The sequence below is a fragment of the Nonomuraea sp. NPDC005692 genome (assembly GCF_040631115.1).
In the GTDB taxonomy this organism is placed as follows: Bacteria; Actinomycetota; Actinomycetes; order Streptosporangiales; family Streptosporangiaceae; genus Nonomuraea.
The window spans coordinates 1-14,956 of the sequence record NZ_JBEXYU010000029.1 but is presented as its reverse complement, the minus strand read 5'-3'; the positions used below and the strand labels follow the sequence as shown (position 1 = coordinate 14,956).

General features: G+C 74.5%; 13 protein-coding genes. 8 read left to right on the top strand and 5 right to left on the bottom strand.

The genetic code is table 11. The annotated features are described in order from the left end of the window. Positions 1 to 54: 54 nt before the first annotated feature. Entirely contained in the window at positions 55 to 912 is an 858-nt protein-coding gene (locus ABZ459_RS39855; RefSeq protein ID WP_357982175.1) for an SDR family NAD(P)-dependent oxidoreductase, read from the top strand. Here ABZ459_RS39855 and ABZ459_RS39850 read toward each other — a convergent pair. Beyond that, a complete protein-coding gene (locus tag ABZ459_RS39850; RefSeq protein WP_357982172.1) occupies positions 905 to 3,862 on the bottom strand; it encodes a S8 family serine peptidase in 2,958 nt (985 codons plus the stop codon). The two genes, ABZ459_RS39855 and ABZ459_RS39850, sit on opposite strands and share 8 nt — an antisense overlap. A gap of 153 nt (positions 3,863 to 4,015) precedes the next feature. Here ABZ459_RS39850 and ABZ459_RS39845 point away from each other — a divergent pair, with 153 nt between their 5' ends. Continuing rightward, positions 4,016 to 5,014 (top strand): hypothetical protein, encoded by a 999-nt coding sequence (locus ABZ459_RS39845; RefSeq protein WP_357982169.1) that lies wholly within the window; start codon positions 4,016 to 4,018, stop codon positions 5,012 to 5,014. Between the two features lie 136 nt (positions 5,015 to 5,150). Continuing rightward, positions 5,151 to 6,605 carry a serine/threonine-protein kinase gene (locus tag ABZ459_RS39840; RefSeq protein WP_357982166.1) on the top strand — a complete coding sequence of 485 codons (1,455 nt, stop codon included), beginning with the start codon at positions 5,151 to 5,153 and terminating at the stop codon, positions 6,603 to 6,605. 19 nt (positions 6,606 to 6,624) lie between these two features. Here the strand turns inward: ABZ459_RS39840 and ABZ459_RS39835 are convergent, their stop codons facing one another. Further along, positions 6,625 to 7,128 (bottom strand): hypothetical protein, encoded by a 504-nt coding sequence (locus ABZ459_RS39835; protein ID WP_357982163.1) that lies wholly within the window; start codon positions 7,126 to 7,128, stop codon positions 6,625 to 6,627. 55 nt (positions 7,129 to 7,183) lie between these two features. On the opposite strand from ABZ459_RS39835, the gene ABZ459_RS39830 reads away from it, so the two are divergent. From ABZ459_RS39830 to ABZ459_RS39820, 3 genes are read left to right on the top strand one after another with little or no spacing between them, the layout of a single operon-like run. Continuing rightward, positions 7,184 to 8,593 (top strand): aldehyde dehydrogenase family protein, encoded by a 1,410-nt coding sequence (locus ABZ459_RS39830; RefSeq protein WP_357982160.1) that lies wholly within the window; start codon positions 7,184 to 7,186, stop codon positions 8,591 to 8,593. Between the two features lie 3 nt (positions 8,594 to 8,596). Next, positions 8,597 to 9,040 carry a hypothetical protein gene (locus ABZ459_RS39825; protein ID WP_357982157.1) on the top strand — a complete coding sequence of 148 codons (444 nt, stop codon included), beginning with the start codon at positions 8,597 to 8,599 and terminating at the stop codon, positions 9,038 to 9,040. Between the two features lies 1 nt (position 9,041). Continuing rightward, positions 9,042 to 10,034 (top strand): nitrilase-related carbon-nitrogen hydrolase, encoded by a 993-nt coding sequence (locus tag ABZ459_RS39820; protein ID WP_357982154.1) that lies wholly within the window; start codon positions 9,042 to 9,044, stop codon positions 10,032 to 10,034. A gap of 3 nt (positions 10,035 to 10,037) precedes the next feature. Here the strand turns inward: ABZ459_RS39820 and ABZ459_RS39815 are convergent, their stop codons facing one another. Genes ABZ459_RS39815 through ABZ459_RS39805 form a run of 3 tightly spaced genes read right to left on the bottom strand, consistent with a single transcriptional unit; the run spans position 10,038 to position 12,591 of the window. After that, positions 10,038 to 10,844 carry an ABC transporter permease subunit gene (locus ABZ459_RS39815; protein WP_357982151.1) on the bottom strand — a complete coding sequence of 269 codons (807 nt, stop codon included), beginning with the start codon at positions 10,842 to 10,844 and terminating at the stop codon, positions 10,038 to 10,040. Further along, positions 10,841 to 11,617, bottom strand: a complete 777-nt coding sequence (locus ABZ459_RS39810) for an ABC transporter permease (RefSeq protein WP_357982148.1) — start codon at positions 11,615 to 11,617, stop codon at positions 10,841 to 10,843. Before ABZ459_RS39810 ends, ABZ459_RS39815 begins: the two co-directional genes overlap by 4 nt. Next, positions 11,614 to 12,591 (bottom strand): ABC transporter substrate-binding protein, encoded by a 978-nt coding sequence (locus ABZ459_RS39805; protein WP_357982145.1) that lies wholly within the window; start codon positions 12,589 to 12,591, stop codon positions 11,614 to 11,616. The genes ABZ459_RS39810 and ABZ459_RS39805 overlap by 4 nt, the downstream gene beginning before the upstream one ends. A 439-nt stretch (positions 12,592 to 13,030) precedes the next feature. Between ABZ459_RS39805 and ABZ459_RS39800 the strand changes: the two genes are divergently transcribed. Both ABZ459_RS39800 and ABZ459_RS39795 read left to right on the top strand, forming a co-directional pair. Continuing rightward, positions 13,031 to 14,347 (top strand): HAMP domain-containing sensor histidine kinase, encoded by a 1,317-nt coding sequence (locus tag ABZ459_RS39800; protein ID WP_357982142.1) that lies wholly within the window; start codon positions 13,031 to 13,033, stop codon positions 14,345 to 14,347. A 77-nt stretch (positions 14,348 to 14,424) separates the two neighbouring features. After that, the gene (locus ABZ459_RS39795; RefSeq protein WP_357982139.1) at positions 14,425 to 14,841 is read left to right on the top strand and encodes a CBS domain-containing protein; all 417 of its coding nucleotides are present in this window, start codon (positions 14,425 to 14,427) and stop codon (positions 14,839 to 14,841) included. Positions 14,842 to 14,956: the final 115 nt, after the last annotated feature.

Here is a 14,956-nt window from a genome sequence, read left to right as displayed (position 1 = left end):
ACCGGTGCCGGGAGCGCGCACCGGCCCGCAGAAGCACTTCCCGAAGGAGCGACAATGAGCACCACCCCGAAGGTCGCCCTGGTGACCGGCGCGACGCAGGGGCTCGGGCTGGCCCTCGTCGAAGGGCTGGCCCGCCGGATGACGCCGGACGACACCGTCTACCTCACCGGGCGCGACGCCGCCCGCGTGGCCGAGGCCGCGGCGGCGATGCCGGCGACCGGCGCCCGCGTCCGCGGCGAGCTGCTCGACGTGGCCGACCCGCGGGCCGCCGCCGAGCTCGCCGGCCTGTTGCGTGAGCGGCACGGCGGCGTGGACGTCGTCGCCGGCAACGCCGTCATGCGCGTCGGCCCGGACGACGACATGCGCGCCCTCATCGACGCCTACACCGATGTGAACAACTTCGGCACCACCCGGCTCCTGCGCGCCTTCGCCCCGCTGGTGCGGGACGGCGGCAGGTTCCTGGTGGTCGGCAGCTCGCTGGGCACGCTGCACCACCTGGCCCCCGTCCTGCACGACCGCTTCGACGGGCTGACCACCCTGGAGGAGGTGGACGCGCAGGTGGCCGCCTGGCGCGACGCGGTCAAGGACGGCAGCGCCCGCGCCCAGCCCTGGCCGGGGTTCGTCAACATCCCGTCCAAGGTCTGGCAGGTCGCCGCGGTACGGGCGCTGGCCGGACGGCGGCGGGAGGACGACGCCCGCCGCGGGATCCTGCTGGCCGCCGTCTGCCCGGGGATGATCAACACGCCGACGTCCGGCCTGTGGTGGGACGTCAGCGGCGCCCCTTCACCGGAGCAGGCCGCCGTCCCCCTGCTCGACCTGGCCCTCGGCCCGGTGGACCCCGGCCACTACGGGGAACTCGTCCGGTTCGGACGGGTTCTGCCGTGGCGGCCGGAGTGGCGGGCGGCTAGTTGATCGTGACGATCGTCCCGGCGCCGTTGGGGTACTCGACGTAGCCGGTGTTGACGCGCGGCGTCGCGCCCGTCCAGGACGCGGTCAGCGTGAACGGCGTGCCGGCGGTCACCTTCGGGCGGGCCGGCGTCACCGTGAGCGCGCCACGCGCGTGGCCCGCCGCCACGATGTCGGCCTGGGTGGTGAACGCCGTAGACGTCGTCCCCGGCAGGTCACCGAGGCTGAGCACGATCAGGGTGTGCCTGCCGGCCCGCGGGCGGGACAGCACGGCGCGGTGGTCGCCGTCCGGGCTGGACACCCATGCCTCGAACTCGCGCCCGCCGGCGCCCTCGTAGACGAGCAGGCCGCCCACCTGGGCCTCCGGGTTCACCGCCTTGATGCGGAACGCGGCGGCCCTGGCGCCGTCGGGCACCGTGACCGGGATCTCGCGACCCCACACCTCGTCCTGGCCGACCGTGCCGGGCGTCTCGGCTCCCGAGACCGGCCCGTACGGGGTGACCTGGAACTTCTTCAGCCCCGGCGTCACCTCGAAGGAGAGCGAGCCGGTCGCGCCCGCGCCGCGCACCTCGGCGGGCGCCCTGGCGCTCAGCGGCGTGGCCACGATCGCGCTGCGCACGGTGGTGCCCGCCCCGCTCCAGGTGAGCCGGCCGGTGGCGGTCTCGCCGGTGGCCTCGGGCAGGGTCTCCAGCGTGACGGTGAACTCCCTGGTCTGCCCGAACTCCTTGAACACCAGCGTGGACGGCTTGACCTTCGCCCTGAACCCGGGCACCTCGATCGAGGCGTGGTAGACGCCCGGCGTGAGCGCCGTCACCCGGCGGGTGACCGTGCGCGAGCCGAAGAGCTCGGCCACCGCGATCGTCGGGTAGTTCAGGTCGGAGGCGGCCAGCGGCGCGACGCCGGTACCGGTGGCCACGCCGAGGCCCTCCAGGAACCCGTACCAGTCCTTCGGCCCGGCGTCGTAGACCAGGCCGGGGGTGAACATGCGGGACGGGTCCACGTGCCCGGCGCCCTGGGCGAAGACGTCCGGGGTCCTGGTGTCGTAGGCGGTGGTCATCATGGCCGACTTGATCGCCATCGGCGACATCAGGGGATGCCGGCCGAGGTAAAGGGCGGCCAGGCCGGCGATGTGCGGGGTGGCCATCGAGGTGCCGGAGTAGAAGTCGAAGTCCTTGCCGTCGTTGCCCGGCGGCGCCACGGCGGCCAGGATCGCCGCGCCGGGGGCGGTGACGTCCGGCTTGAGCAGGTCGCCCTTGGCGGACAGGGCGGGGCCGCGCGAGGAGAAGCTGGTCACCTCGGGATAGGCCACGCCGTCGGCGGGGGCCGGGAGCAGGGTGGCCGTCGCGCCCGGCGTGGCCGCGTACGCCGCGATCCTCCCCGCGTCGGGCGCGTCCACGTGCACGGTCGGCACGGCGTGCAGGTCGGCGTCGGTGGACTGGGGGGTCGGGTTGCCCAGCACCATGCCCACGCCGCCGGCCCGCCTGACCTCGGCCGACTTGTCCACGCGGGGTGTCGTCCCGCGCGCGCAGTAGACGATCTTCCCGGCCGCCTCGGCCGGGTCGAGCGAGCCGGCCGCGCACACCTCGGCGTCGGCGTCGGCCGCCTGGCCGGTCTTCACCGACACGGCGGTGACCAGCGGCACGGGGCCGAGCGGCGCGACGACCGAGGTGCTGATGCCCCGGTAGGCGGCGCCGTCGCCGAGCCGGACCTCGCCCCGGCGGGGCGCGATCGTGCCGGCGGCGACGGTCGTCGTCCAGGGCGCGGTGTTGTCCAGCGTGGAGGCGTCGGGGCCGGAGTTGCCGCCGGCCGTCGCGACGAAGACGCCGGCCTGGGCGGCGGCCAGGAAGGCGAGCTGGATCGGGTCGTCGGCGGCCGATTCCGACATCGCGCTGCCGATCGAGTAGTTGATCACGTCCACGCCGTCGGCCACCGCCTGGTCGATGGCCGCGATGAGGTCGGAGCTGAAGCCGCCCGTCGTGCCGCCGTCCTTGCCCTGCCACAGCGCCTTGTAGACGGCGATCGCCGCGCCCGGCGCGACGCCGGAGACCGTGCCGAAGTCGATGCCGTTCGCGGCGGCCGGGACGCCGTGGTTGCCCGCCGCGGTCCCGGCGGTGTGCGAGCCGTGGCCCTGGGCGTCGCGCGGTGAGGCGAAGTCGTCGCGCTGCTGCGGCGGGGTCTGCCGGAGCCACTGCTCGCCGAAGTAGCGGGCGCTGACCAGCTTGCCGTTGCACAGGTCGGCGGTGAAGCGCTCGCCGGTCCGGCAGAGGCCGGTGAACGTGGAGCCGTCGGCCTTCCGCATGACCGTGGCGCCGTTCTTGAGATAGGGACGGTACGGGTCGGCGTCGGCGGGCGGCTCCGTGCCGAGGGCCGGGCCGGCGAAGGACGGGTTCTCCGGCCAGATGCCGGTGTCGACGACGCCGACGACCACGCCCTTGCCCGCCTTGCCCGTGCCGCCGAGTGCGGCCCACAGGCCGCGGTCGCCGGACAGGCGCAGGAAGTCGGTGGAGTTCCGGTCGTCCAGGGCCTTGTGCAGGACGTCCGGGGTGACCGAGAGCACGCCCCGGGTGGCGTGCAGCCGCAGGGCCTGGGCGGGGGTGAGGTCGGCGGTGAAGCTGTTGGAGGCCACCACGTGGTGGGCGGTGGCGGACGCGCCGACGCTGCGGGCCACCTCGTCCTGCCGGGTCGTCAGGCGGTCGCGGTAACGCCTGGCGTGGGGGCTGGTGGTGTCCACCTTCCTGCCCTTGCCGCCCCTGGTGGGCGCGATGCCGGTGACGCCGCCGTCGTAGGTGGCCAGGGGCGACTCGGTCAGGGTGACGACGTAGGGGGAGGGGGCGGCGGGCGGGGCGGCGGTCGCTGTGGAGGCCGCTGCGGGCCGGGCCACGGCCGGGACGGCGGCGGTGACCGCCAGCGCGGCGGCCAGTGCCAGTGCGCGATGAACGCGGGTGTTGCGGGACATTGCTCCTCAAGGGGGGACGAGCCTGGTCACCCGTCCGGGGAGGATCACCGGAGGGCCGCCATGGAGTCAAGCGTCCAGTGGAGATCAGTGTCGAGATATAGTGCTGACATTTTCGGCCACGTGACCAAAAACGACATTTTCGGAAGGTGTTTTGTGGCGGACGGCTCTGTGCTCGGCGCGGTGGGCCTGTCGGACTTCGACGAGCGGCTGTACCGGCTGCTGCTGCGCGGGCCCGGCCTGCCCACGACCCGGGCCGCGGCCGAGCTGGGGACCGGCCCCGCCCGGGTGCGCGCCGCGCTGGCCCGCCTGGCCGACGCCGGGCTGCTGCGCCGCACCGGACCCGGCCGGTACGAGGCCGTGCCGCCGGAGGCGGCGATCGAGTGGCTGGTTGACCGCCGGCGCCTGGAGACCGAGGCGCGGCTCGCGGCGGTCCGGACGGTCGTGTCGGACTTCGCCCAGCTCTACCACTCCGGCCGGATGGGCTCCGGGCCCGCCGGCGTCGTAGAGGTCCTGGCCGGCGAGGAGGCCGTCAAGCGGGTGATCACCGAGCTGCAGCGGACGGTCGGCGTGGAACTGCTCGGCTTCGACCGCCCTCCCTACGTGGGACGCCCCGACGACTCCCACGACACCAACGAGTCGGAGCTGGACGGCACCCGGCAACTGCTGGCACGCGGCGTGGACATCCGGGTGGTCTACTGCGCCGAGTCCCTGGACCGGCCCGGCCGCCTGGAGACCCTGATCCGGCTGGCCGAGGAGGGCGAGCGGTCCCGGTTCGTCGCGCACCTGCCGTTCAAGCTGCGCATCGCCGACCGCAGGATCGGCCTGTTCCCGCTGGTGGACGGCGTCTACGACAACATCGCCCTGCTGCACCCCTCGCGGCTGCTGGACGCGCTGGTCGAGCTGTTCGACGTCTACTGGGAGCGCGGCCGGCCGCTGACCGGGCTGCCGCCGGCGGCGCAGGAACGCCCGGCGGAGGCGGACCTGCTCGTGCTGCGCCTGCTCAACGCCGGGCTCAAGGACGAGGCCATCGGCCGCCACCTCGGCGTCAGCCCCAGGACGGCCACCCGCAAGATCGCCGCCGTGGTGGAGAGCCTCGGCGTGACCAGCCGCTTCCAGGCGGGCGCGGAGGCGGCCGCCCGCGGCTGGCTCTGATTCCATATCGCCGCACTTCGGTCGATCTTCGCTTACTGTGCATCTCGGGGGGTGCGCTGCGGGAGAATGTTCCTCGCCGCGCGCCGGTGCACGGCCAGCGGGGAACAACGGGGGAACACGGAGGATGACGTCGAGGATGAGTGCTCAGACGCAGGAGCATCTCGGCCCTTACCGGGTGATCAGGAAGATCGGCGAGGGCGGCATGGGGGTCGCCCACCTCGGTCTCGACGGCGCGGGTCGCCAGGTCGCGATCAAGGTGCTGCATCCGCACGTCGCCGCCGACCTCAAGGCGCGCGACCGCCTGGTGCGCGAGGTGGAGACCATGCGCCGGGTGCGCAGCCGGTACGTCGCCGAGGTCGTCGACGCCGAGTTCGACGCCCAGCGGCCCTACGTCGTGACGCGCTTCGCCGACGGTCGCACGCTGGAGCAGGCCGTCCTGACCGACGGCCCGCTGGAGGCCGGCGCGGTGGTCAGGCTCGCGCAGGGGCTGTGCCAGGCGCTGGTCGACATCCACGCGGCCGGCGTGATCCACCGCGACCTCAAACCGGCCAACGTCATGCTGGTCGGCGGCGAGCCGCTGGTCATCGACTTCGGCATCGCCCACCTGGTCGACGCGGCCCGGCTGACGCAGTCGGGCATGTTCGTCGGCACGCCCGGCTACCTGGCGCCGGAGATCATCCGGGCCTCGCAGGTCACCCCGGCGGCCGACGTGCACGCGCTGGCCTCGACGGTGTTCTTCGCCGCCACGGGGCTGCCGCCATTCGGCACCGGGTCGTTCGAGGCCGTCTGCTTCAACACCATGGAGGGACGGGCGCGGCTCGACGAGGCGCCCGCGTGGCTGCGCGGCTGGCTGGCCGGCGCCCTGCGCGTCGACCCGGCGGCCCGGCCCGTCGCCCGGGAGCTGCTGCGGCAGGCCGGGGCGCTCGACCCCGGCGGCCGCCCGCTCATGGCCGAACGGCCCGGCGCCAGCACGCTCACCATGGACGCCGTCTCCGCCCTGCTCCCGCCGGTCGAGTACGCGCCGCGCGGCCACCACGAGCAGCCGGCGCCGCCCGCCCCCACCGTCCACGCGGACCGGCAGTGGGAACGCCCGCGACCCGCTCCCGCGCCCGCCGCCCCCGCCGAGCCCTTCGACCTGCGGCGGTTCGTGACCAGCAGCGCGTTCGTCGGCGTGCTGGCGCTGGTGACGCTGTCGGCCACCACCGTCGTCACGCCGGTCGTCGGCGGCCTGCTGGCGGTGGCGCTCTCGCTGGCGCTGCGCGTCGCCGACCACTTCCTGTCCGAGGAGCGGCCGACGCCGGCCCGCGCCGCGCTCGTGGCCATGGGCAACCTGCTGCTGTCGCTGGCCGTCGGCCTGGGCGTGGCCGGCCTGCTGGAGGCGGCCGGATCGAGCACCAGCCACGCCGAGGCCCTGGCCGCCGGCGGGTTCACGCTGGGGCTGTTCGTGCTGCCCGGCGCGGCGCCCGCGCGGCGCAGGGCCGCGCGCGTGCTGGCCCGCCTCCTGCCCGGCCGCAGCGCGACCGTGGTGACGGTGGCCGTCATGGGGCCGATCGCGCTGCTGGCCACGATCGCGGCGCTGCTCCAGGGCTGACCGGCCCGGCTGACCGGCTTCAGCCGCCGGTGGTCCCGGGCAGCTCGCGCAGCAGCGCCAGGTCGTGCAGGTCGCGCTCCCTCGGCTCGTACCCCTGGTGGAAGGCGAGCTGCTGGGCCGCCGACAGGCACGGCACGCGCCGCCCGGCGACCGTGCCCGAGGTGAAGGCGGCCGCCGGGTAGAAGAGCGCGCCGCCCCGGTCGTCGAGGTCCTGCACGGCCGAGCCGTCCGCGGCGAAGCGGAGCGGGTGCAGGTCCAGCTCGCGGCCGAGGTCGTCGGCCATGACGAAACGGGCCGGCCGGCCGGGCACCGCGCCGTCCCGCTCGGTGTAACCGAGCGCCTCCAGCGCCCCGATGACGCGTGGCTCCTGCTCGGCCCGGTGCAACAGGTCGAGGTCGAGGTGGTCGCGGGTGGCCCGGCCGACGAGGGCGTCGACGCCCCAGCCGCCGGCGATCCACACCTGGCAGCCGGCCGCGCGCAGCGCCGCGCGCACCCGTAGCAGCTCTCCGGCGTCGAAGATCATTCGGGGTAGCGTACGGCTGGACACCGCGATGGTCAACGTGCTCAGAATGGGCCTCGTGACGCCTTCGACCGGGCACGTCGTCAGGAACCCGCTCACCGGGCGGGCCGAGCGGCCGCTCGCGCCCGTCGGCCCCGACCGGCTGGCGGAGATCGCGGCCGGGCTGCGCGCGATGGCCCCCGCCTGGCGGGCCCCCGACCGGGCCGCCGACCGGGGCGAGGTGCTGGCCGCGTTCGGCCGGGCGCTGGCGGCCGACGACGAGCTGCTGGCCGCGCTGGTGGCCGACACGGGCCGGGAGGCCGAGTCCAGGCTGGAACGGCAGCTCACGGCCGGGCTCGCCGAACGATGGGCGCGCCAGGCCCCCGCCCTGCTCGCGCCCCCGCCAGAACGGCCGGCCGCGCTGCCGGGGATCGTCGTGGGCGGCGACGCGGTGCCGTACGAGCTGGCCGGGGTGATCAGCCCCTGGAACTTCCCGCTGCTGCTCGCCCTGATCGACGCGGTGCCCGCGCTGGCGGCCGGTTGCGCGGTGCTGGTCAAGCCGAGCGAGGTGACGCCGCGCTTCATCGAGCCGCTGATGCGGCTGGTCCCCGCCGAGCTGCCGTTGCGGCTGGTCGAGGGGGCCGCCGAGACCGGCGAACGGCTCGTCGGACTGGTCGACACCGTCGTGTTCACCGGCAGCGTGCCGACGGGCCGCCGGGTGGCCGAGGCCGCGGCGCGCGCGTTCGTCCCCGCCCACCTGGAGCTGGGCGGCAAGGACGCGGCGATCGTGCTGGCCGGCGCCGACCTGGAACGGGCGGCCGAGGCCGTCCTGTGGGGCGGCACGGCCAACGCCGGGCAGTCGTGCCAGTCGGTCGAGCGCGTCTACGTCGAGCGCGGCGCCTGCGACGCCTTCCTCGGCCTGCTCGCCGACCGGGCCGCGCGGACCCGGCTGACCTGCGAGGGCGGCCCCATCGGGCCGATCATCGACCCCGCGCAGGCCGGCGTGATCGCGGCCCACCTGGCCGACGCCGCCGCCAAGGGCGCGCTGACCCACACGGGCGGCGCGATCGAGCGGCACGGCGGCGGGCTGTGGTGCCGCCCCACCGTGTTGTCGCGGGTGGGGCACGACATGCTGGTCATGACGGAGGAGACGTTCGGGCCGGTGCTGCCGGTCATGGCCGTGTCCGGGGCGGAGGAGGCGGTGGCGCTGGCCAACGACAGCGCGTACGGGCTGTCGGCCGCCGTGTTCGCCGCCACCGAGGAGGAGGCGCTGGCCGTCGCGGCCCGGCTGAACGCCGGCGCGGTCAGCGTCAACGACGCCGCGCTGACCGCGCTCGTCCACGAGGGCGAGAAGAACTCCTTCGGCCTGTCGGGGCTCGGCGGCTCGCGCATGGGCGCCGCCTCGATCGGCCGGTTCCTGCGCCGCAGGGCGTACCTGATCAACCGGTCCGGGGCCGCCGACCCGTGGTGGCACCTCAGGGAGGGATAGAGCATGGGACTGCGTGCCGAGATGCCGCTGCTGGCCCGCCACGAGGGCGAGTGGGCCGGCGAGTACGTGCACGTCGACAAGGACGGCGCCGTGATCGACCGCCACCACGTCGAGATGACCTGCGCGATCGTCGACGACGCCGGCTACCACCAGACCAACCGCTACCGCTGGGACGACGGCCGCACCGAGGTGCACGAGTTCCCCGGCACGTACCTGGGCGGCGGCCGGTGCGCGTTCGACACCGACCGGCTGACCGGCCAGTTCTGGGAGCTCGACGACAGCACGATCTACCTGACCTGGCGCTTCAAGGCCGAGGGCGACGACCTGCGGCTGTTCGAGCTGATCGTGCTGAGCCCGGACGGCGCCTCCCGCAGCCGCACCTGGCAGTGGATCAGGAACGGCGAGTGCGTCCGGCGCACGCTGATCGACGAGCACAGGACCGCCTGACATGACCGCCTACACCGCCCTGGCGCTCCAGGTCGCGGCCAGGGCCGTCACCGACCGCGCCGACCTGGCCGCCGCCGTCGGGCGCGTCGCGGAGCGCGTCGGCGGCAGCAAGGCGTGGCTCGGCCCCGCCCTGCGGCTGGTGGTGCTGCCGGAGTACGTCCTGACCGGCTTCCCCGCCGGGCAGGGCCCGGCCGAGTGGCGCGAGAAGGCCGCCCTCGACGTGGACGGGCCCGAGTACCGGGCGCTGGCCGCGATCGCCGCCGACAACGACGTGTTCCTGTGCGTCAACGCCTACGAGCGCGACGAGCACTTCCCCGGCCTGTACTTCCAGGCGTGCGTGATCCTCTCCCCGGCGGGGGAGGCGGTGCTGCGCTACCGGCGGCTGCACTCGCTGTTCACGCCCACGCCGTACGACGTGTGGGAGCGGTACCTCGACCGGTACGGGCTCGACGGCGTGCTGCCGATCGCGCGCACCGAGATCGGCAACCTGGCCGCGCTCGCCTCGGAGGAGATCCTGGTGCCCGAGCTGGCCAGGGCGCTGGCGCTGCGCGGCGCGGAGGTGTTCTGCAACCCGACCTCCGAGGCGTACTCGCCCGCCCTGACCCCCAAGGCCGTCGCCCGCCGCGCCCGCGCGGTGGAGAACCTGGCCTTCGTCGTCTCGGCCAACACCGCCGGGCTGTCCGGCATCGCGATCCCGGGCGACTCGGTCAACGGCGGCTCGGAGGTGATCGACCATGAGGGCCGCGCGCTGGCCCAGGCCGGGCCGGGGGAGACGCTGGTCGCCGCCGCCGAGCTGGACCTGGCCGCGCTGCGCCGCGTCCGGCGCAGGCCCGGCATGGCGAACCTGCCCAGCCGGGTCAAGACGGCGCTGTGGGCGCAGGAGTACGCCGCGCACGACGTCGAGCGGCCCGCCGACCTGGACACCGCCCCTGACCGCGGCTTCCACGTCGCCCGGCAGCGCGAGGTCATCGAGCGCCTGCACGGCCGGGGCTGAGCGTCAGGCGCGGGCGTAGCGGCGCAGCAGCCTCCGCTCGGCCGCCAGGAAGATCGAGTTGAGCGCCACGCCGAGCACGCCCAGCAGCACGATGCCGGCCCACATGGCCGGGATGTCGAACTGGCTCTGCGCCTCCAGCAGGCGGTGGCCGATGCCCTCGCTGCTGCCGTACAGCTCGGAGATCACCATCATGATCAGCGCCAGCGACACGCTGAGCCGCAGACCGGCCAGGATCTTCGGCGCGGCCGCGGGCAGCACGACGTGGAACAGGCGGGTGGCCGCCGACAGGCGGAAGACCCGGCCGGTGTCGAGGTAGCCGCGGTCGACGTGGCGGCCGCCGTCCATCGAGTTGATCAGTACGGGCCACACGACCCCGTACACGATCGAGGCGAGCTGCATCGGGGTGCCGATCTTGAACAGCAGCAGGAACACCGGCAGCAGCGCCGCGGGCGGCACCGAGCGGCCGAGGTGCAGCAGCGGCTCGGCCAGCGCCGCCAGCCACTCCAGGCGGCCCAGGGCCAGGCCCAGCGCCACCCCGGCCAGCGCGGCCAGCGCCCAGCCCGCCACCAGCCGCCCGAGGCTGGGCAGCAGGTCGGCGACCGCCTCGTCGGTCAGGAACAGCCGGCCCGGCGAGCCGGAGAACCACATCTCGCGCAGCCGCGCCAGGATCGTGCTGGGCGGCGGGAAGTAGACGGCCGCCGCCCGCCGGGCGACCAGCTCCCACAACACCGCCACCACGGGCAACAGCCAGTGGCGGCGCGCCCACCGCCGGACGGTCGCCCCGGGCCCGCCCGGCCCCGGCCGGGTCACGCGGCGGCCTGCGCGCGGGCGTGGTGCCAGCGGAACAGCCGCCGCTCGGCCGAGGTGACCAGCAGGTTGGCCGCCAGCCCGAGCAGGCCCGCCCACAGCGTGCCGGCCAGCACCCGGTCGACGTGGTTGGCGCTGCCGGCCTGGAGCAGGAACGTGCCGATGCCGTCGCCGCCCGCGATGAGCTCCACGCTGACGGCGACGATGAGGGTGACCCCGACGGAGATGCGCACGCCGGTGGCGACGAACGGCGCGGCGCTCGGCAGCGAGACCCGCAGCACGACCGCCAGCGGGCCGAAGCCGAAGCTGCGCAGCGTCTCCTTGGCCTGCGGGTCGACGTCGGACAGGCCGTACATGGTGTTGACGAGCAGCGGCCAGCAGCAGGTGTAGACGATCAGCGAGGTCTTGGCGTCGGCGCTGTCGGGGAACAGGAACATGGCCAGCGGGATCAGCGACACCGACGGGATCGGCCGCAGGAACTCCACCAGCGGCCGCGCCGAGCGCTCCACCACCGGCACCGTGCCGAGCAGCAGCCCGGCCGGCACCGCCACCGCGATCGCGATCAGCAGGCCCGCCGCGCACGCGCCGAGCGTGGCCAGCACCTGCGCGTGGAAGGCGCCGTCGGTCGCCAGCCCGGCCGCGGCGGCCAGGACGTCGGAGGCGTACGGCAGCACCCCGGGGTCGATGAGCCCGGCCCGCCCCGCGGCCTCGGTCAGGACCAGCGCCCCGGCGACCCCCGCCGCCCCGAGGACCAGCCGCCCGCCCCGCGTGATCATTCCAGGCCGGTCGCGATCTGCGTGCCGACGTCGGGCCTGCTCTTCAGGTAGCCGTAGCCGACGAGCAGGTCGGCCAGTTTCTGGAAGCCCTCCCGGGGCGGCTCCATCGAGAAGACGCCGAGCTTCATGGCCGCCGCGCCCGCCGCGTCGATCTGCGTGTACGTCGGGATGACCGCGTCGATCGCCTTGCGGTCGGCGGCGGCGACGCCCTGGGCCTTGGCCAGCGCGCGGTGGAAGGCGGCGGCGGTGCGGGGGTTGGCGGCCAGCCAGGACTCGGACACGCCCCAGCCGTCGATCGGGATGCCCGCGGTCGGGCCCGACATGGTGTCGATCACCTGCGTGCCGCCCGCCTTCCTGGCGGCGGTCAGGAACGGCTCGACCAGCCAGGCGGCGTCGACCTTGCCCGAGGCCAGCGCGCCGAGCTGCTCGTTGAACGGCATCGCCACGTACTTGACGTCGTCGGGGGCGAGCCCGGCCTGCTGGAGGTGGGCGTTGGTGACCGTCTGGCCCAGCGCCTTGAGCACGTTGACCGCGACCGTCTTGCCCTTGAGGTCGGTGGCGGAGCGGACCGGCGACCCCTTGGGCACGACCACGCCCGCGATTCCGGGCGCCGACTCCTGGCTGTGCTGGAACAGTTTGAGCTTGGCCGCGCCGGAATCGTTGATGGACAGCAGCGAGACGTAGGAGGTCAGGAACGCGTCCATGCTGCCGTTGAGTATTTTCGGCATGACCGCCTGAGGGGCCTGGATGATCTCGGTCTTGACCGTCAGGCCCTCGGCCTTGAAGAAACCGCGTTTCTCGGCGATGAACAGCGGCGCCGCCGACGGCACCGGCACCACGCCGACGAGGAGCTGTGTCTTCTCCGGCCCGCCGGAACTTCCGGAGCCGCTGGTGGGGGTGGGGGCCGCGCCGCCGCCGCAGGCCGCGAGGCCCGCGACGAGGGCCAGCGCGGCGGCGGCGTGTGCGATCTTCACGATGCTCTCTCCTGACTGCCGGCGCGGTTCCTGGCCGGGCAATGGGAGAATCGCGGCGCGCGCACGGACGGACGCGGGCCCGAATCGCCCGAACCCCCGACCATTCGGCGCCACCGGAAAGCCCCGCTGCCACGAATGGCGATCGTACAGCAGGAGTCGCGGCCACCGCCATGAAACAAACCGGGCATTTGTATTGACGCCCCTAACGGTCGGTATAAGTCACGGTAAATCGGTTATTCGTGTATATCCCTGGCCATTGCGGGATCAATTGCTGAACTGCGTATCGCCGCCGACGTGGGCATTGCCGCTCCTTGGGCGTGCCATGAGAGCCGGGTTGAGAGCATGTGGGCGGCAGGACCCGGGCGAGACCGGTGAGGGGGTGGGGGCCCTGCGGCCGCTTCGGCTCTCGGTCCAGGCGCGTCTCATCCTGGCGACCGCCGTGTTGTCGCTCATCGTCTGCACGGCGATCGGCGTCGCCCTCGACCTGCTGATCCGCGACAGGGTGCGGCAGGACGTCTTCGCCGACACCCAGCGGGCCACCACCGAGTGGATCGGCTCGATGGGCACCACCTTCCCGCCCCCGGTCACCACGTCCTACGTCGACCTCATCCAGCTCGTGGACGCCCGCGGCCGCGTGGTCGCCGCCAGCCGCGCCGCGCTGGGCAGGCCGCCCATCAGCACGCTCTGGCCGCCCTCCGACGACCGCATCCGGCACGGCGTGGCCTGCCGGGAGGACGAGTGCCTGATGTTCACCGCCACTCGGCCCTCGCCGCAGGAGGAGCAGTTCCTGTGGCGTGGCGCGCCCCACGTCGTCTACGCCGCCCGGGTGGAGCCGCGGCTGCTGTCCACCCACCGCCTGGAGATGATCATCGTCGCCGGGGGCCTGGCCGTCAGCGCGTTGCTGACCTGGATCGCGGCGTTCCTGATCGGGCGCACGCTGCGGCCGGTCGAGGCGATGCGGGCCAGGATGGCCGAGATCACCGTCACCGACCTGAGCAAGCGGGTGCCCGAGCCGCCCGGCGGCGACGCGGTCGCCGAGCTCGCGCGCACCGCCAACAGGACGCTGGCCCGCCTGGAGGAGGCGGTCGAGCAGCAGCGCAACTTCTCCTCCATGGTCTCCCACGAGCTGCGCACCCCGCTGACCGGCCTGCGCGCCCGGCTGGAGGAGGCGCTGACCTACCCCGACGTGGACGCCCGCGCCGCCCTCAGCGACGCGCTGTCCACCGCCGACCGGTTCCAGGCGATCATCGAGGAGATGTTGCTGCTGGCCCGCGTCCGCACGGCCTCGCCGCACGACCGGGAGCCGGTGCGGCTCGGCGAGCTGGTCCGGGAGGAGGTCGCGAGCCGGCGGGCGGGGCTGCTGATCCGCGTGCACGTCGAGGAGGAGCTCCAGGTGCTCGGCAACCGCGTCCAGCTCGGCGAGGTGCTGACGAACCTGCTGGTCAACGCCCAGCGGCACACCCGTACGGTGGTCGAGGTCCGGCTGGAGCGCCGCGACGGCCAGGCGGTGGTCTCGGTCCGCGACGACGGCGCGGGCGTCGCGCCCGACGACCGCGAGCGGGTGTTCGACCCCTTCGTCCGCCTGTCGGAGGGACGCCGGCGCGACCCCGAGGGCAGCGGGCTCGGCCTGGCCATCTCCCGCGCCATAGCCCGCGCCCACCAGGGCGACCTGGAGATCGAGGACACCCCGGAGGGCCCCTGCTTCGTCCTGCGCCTCCCGCTGCCCGCCCCCGGGCCGGACGCCCCGCCACGCTAGGGACCGCCGCCGAGAACACAGTTTCAGGCGCCGGGCGGCGGGCAGTCGGGCGGGACCCCGAGACGAGGAGGACCATCGTGCCGACCGCACGAGAGATCATGACCCCGCACGCGGAGTGCGTGAGCGCCGAGGAGTCCGTGCTGGTGGCCGCCGAGAAGATGGCCCGCATGGACGTCGGGTCGCTGCCCATCTGCGGCTCCGACGACCGGCTCAAGGGCATGCTCACCGACCGCGACATCGTGGTGAAGGTGCTGGCCGCGGGCAAGGACCCGGCTCAGTGCCGGGCGGGCGAGCTGGCCCAGGGCGAGGCCGTCACCATCGGCGCCGACGACGACGCCCGCGAGATCCTGCGGACGATGGCCGGCCACCGGGTGCGGCGCCTGCCGGTCATCGACGGGCACCGGCTCGTCGGGATCGTCGCGCTCGCCGAGGTGGCCAGGTCCGTGCCCGACGCCAAGGTGGGCGACCTGCTCGACGCCCTCACCACGGACTGACCCGCCTCACGGGCCGGGCGCCGCGGACCGCCCGGCGGCCACGATCCAGCTCTGGCACGGATTCTCCACCGACGCCGAGGTCAAGGCGTTCGAGGAGGCCATCGCCGGGTTCCAC

Bases quoted from the DNA above. Each gene is read 5' to 3' on its own strand.
- ABZ459_RS39855 (WP_357982175.1), top strand. From the start codon at position 55: ATGAGCACCACCCCGAAGGTCGCCCTGGTGACCGGCGCGACGCAGGGG.
- ABZ459_RS39835 (WP_357982163.1), bottom strand. From the start codon at position 7,128: ATGATCTTCGACGCCGGAGAGCTGCTACGGGTGCGCGCGGCGCTGCGC.
- ABZ459_RS39810 (WP_357982148.1), bottom strand. From the start codon at position 11,617: ATGATCACGCGGGGCGGGCGGCTGGTCCTCGGGGCGGCGGGGGTCGCC.
- ABZ459_RS39825 (WP_357982157.1), top strand. From the start codon at position 8,597: ATGGGACTGCGTGCCGAGATGCCGCTGCTGGCCCGCCACGAGGGCGAG.
- ABZ459_RS39820 (WP_357982154.1), top strand. From the start codon at position 9,042: ATGACCGCCTACACCGCCCTGGCGCTCCAGGTCGCGGCCAGGGCCGTC.
- ABZ459_RS39840 (WP_357982166.1), top strand. From the start codon at position 5,151: ATGAGTGCTCAGACGCAGGAGCATCTCGGCCCTTACCGGGTGATCAGG.
- ABZ459_RS39850 (WP_357982172.1), bottom strand. From the start codon at position 3,862: ATGTCCCGCAACACCCGCGTTCATCGCGCACTGGCACTGGCCGCCGCG.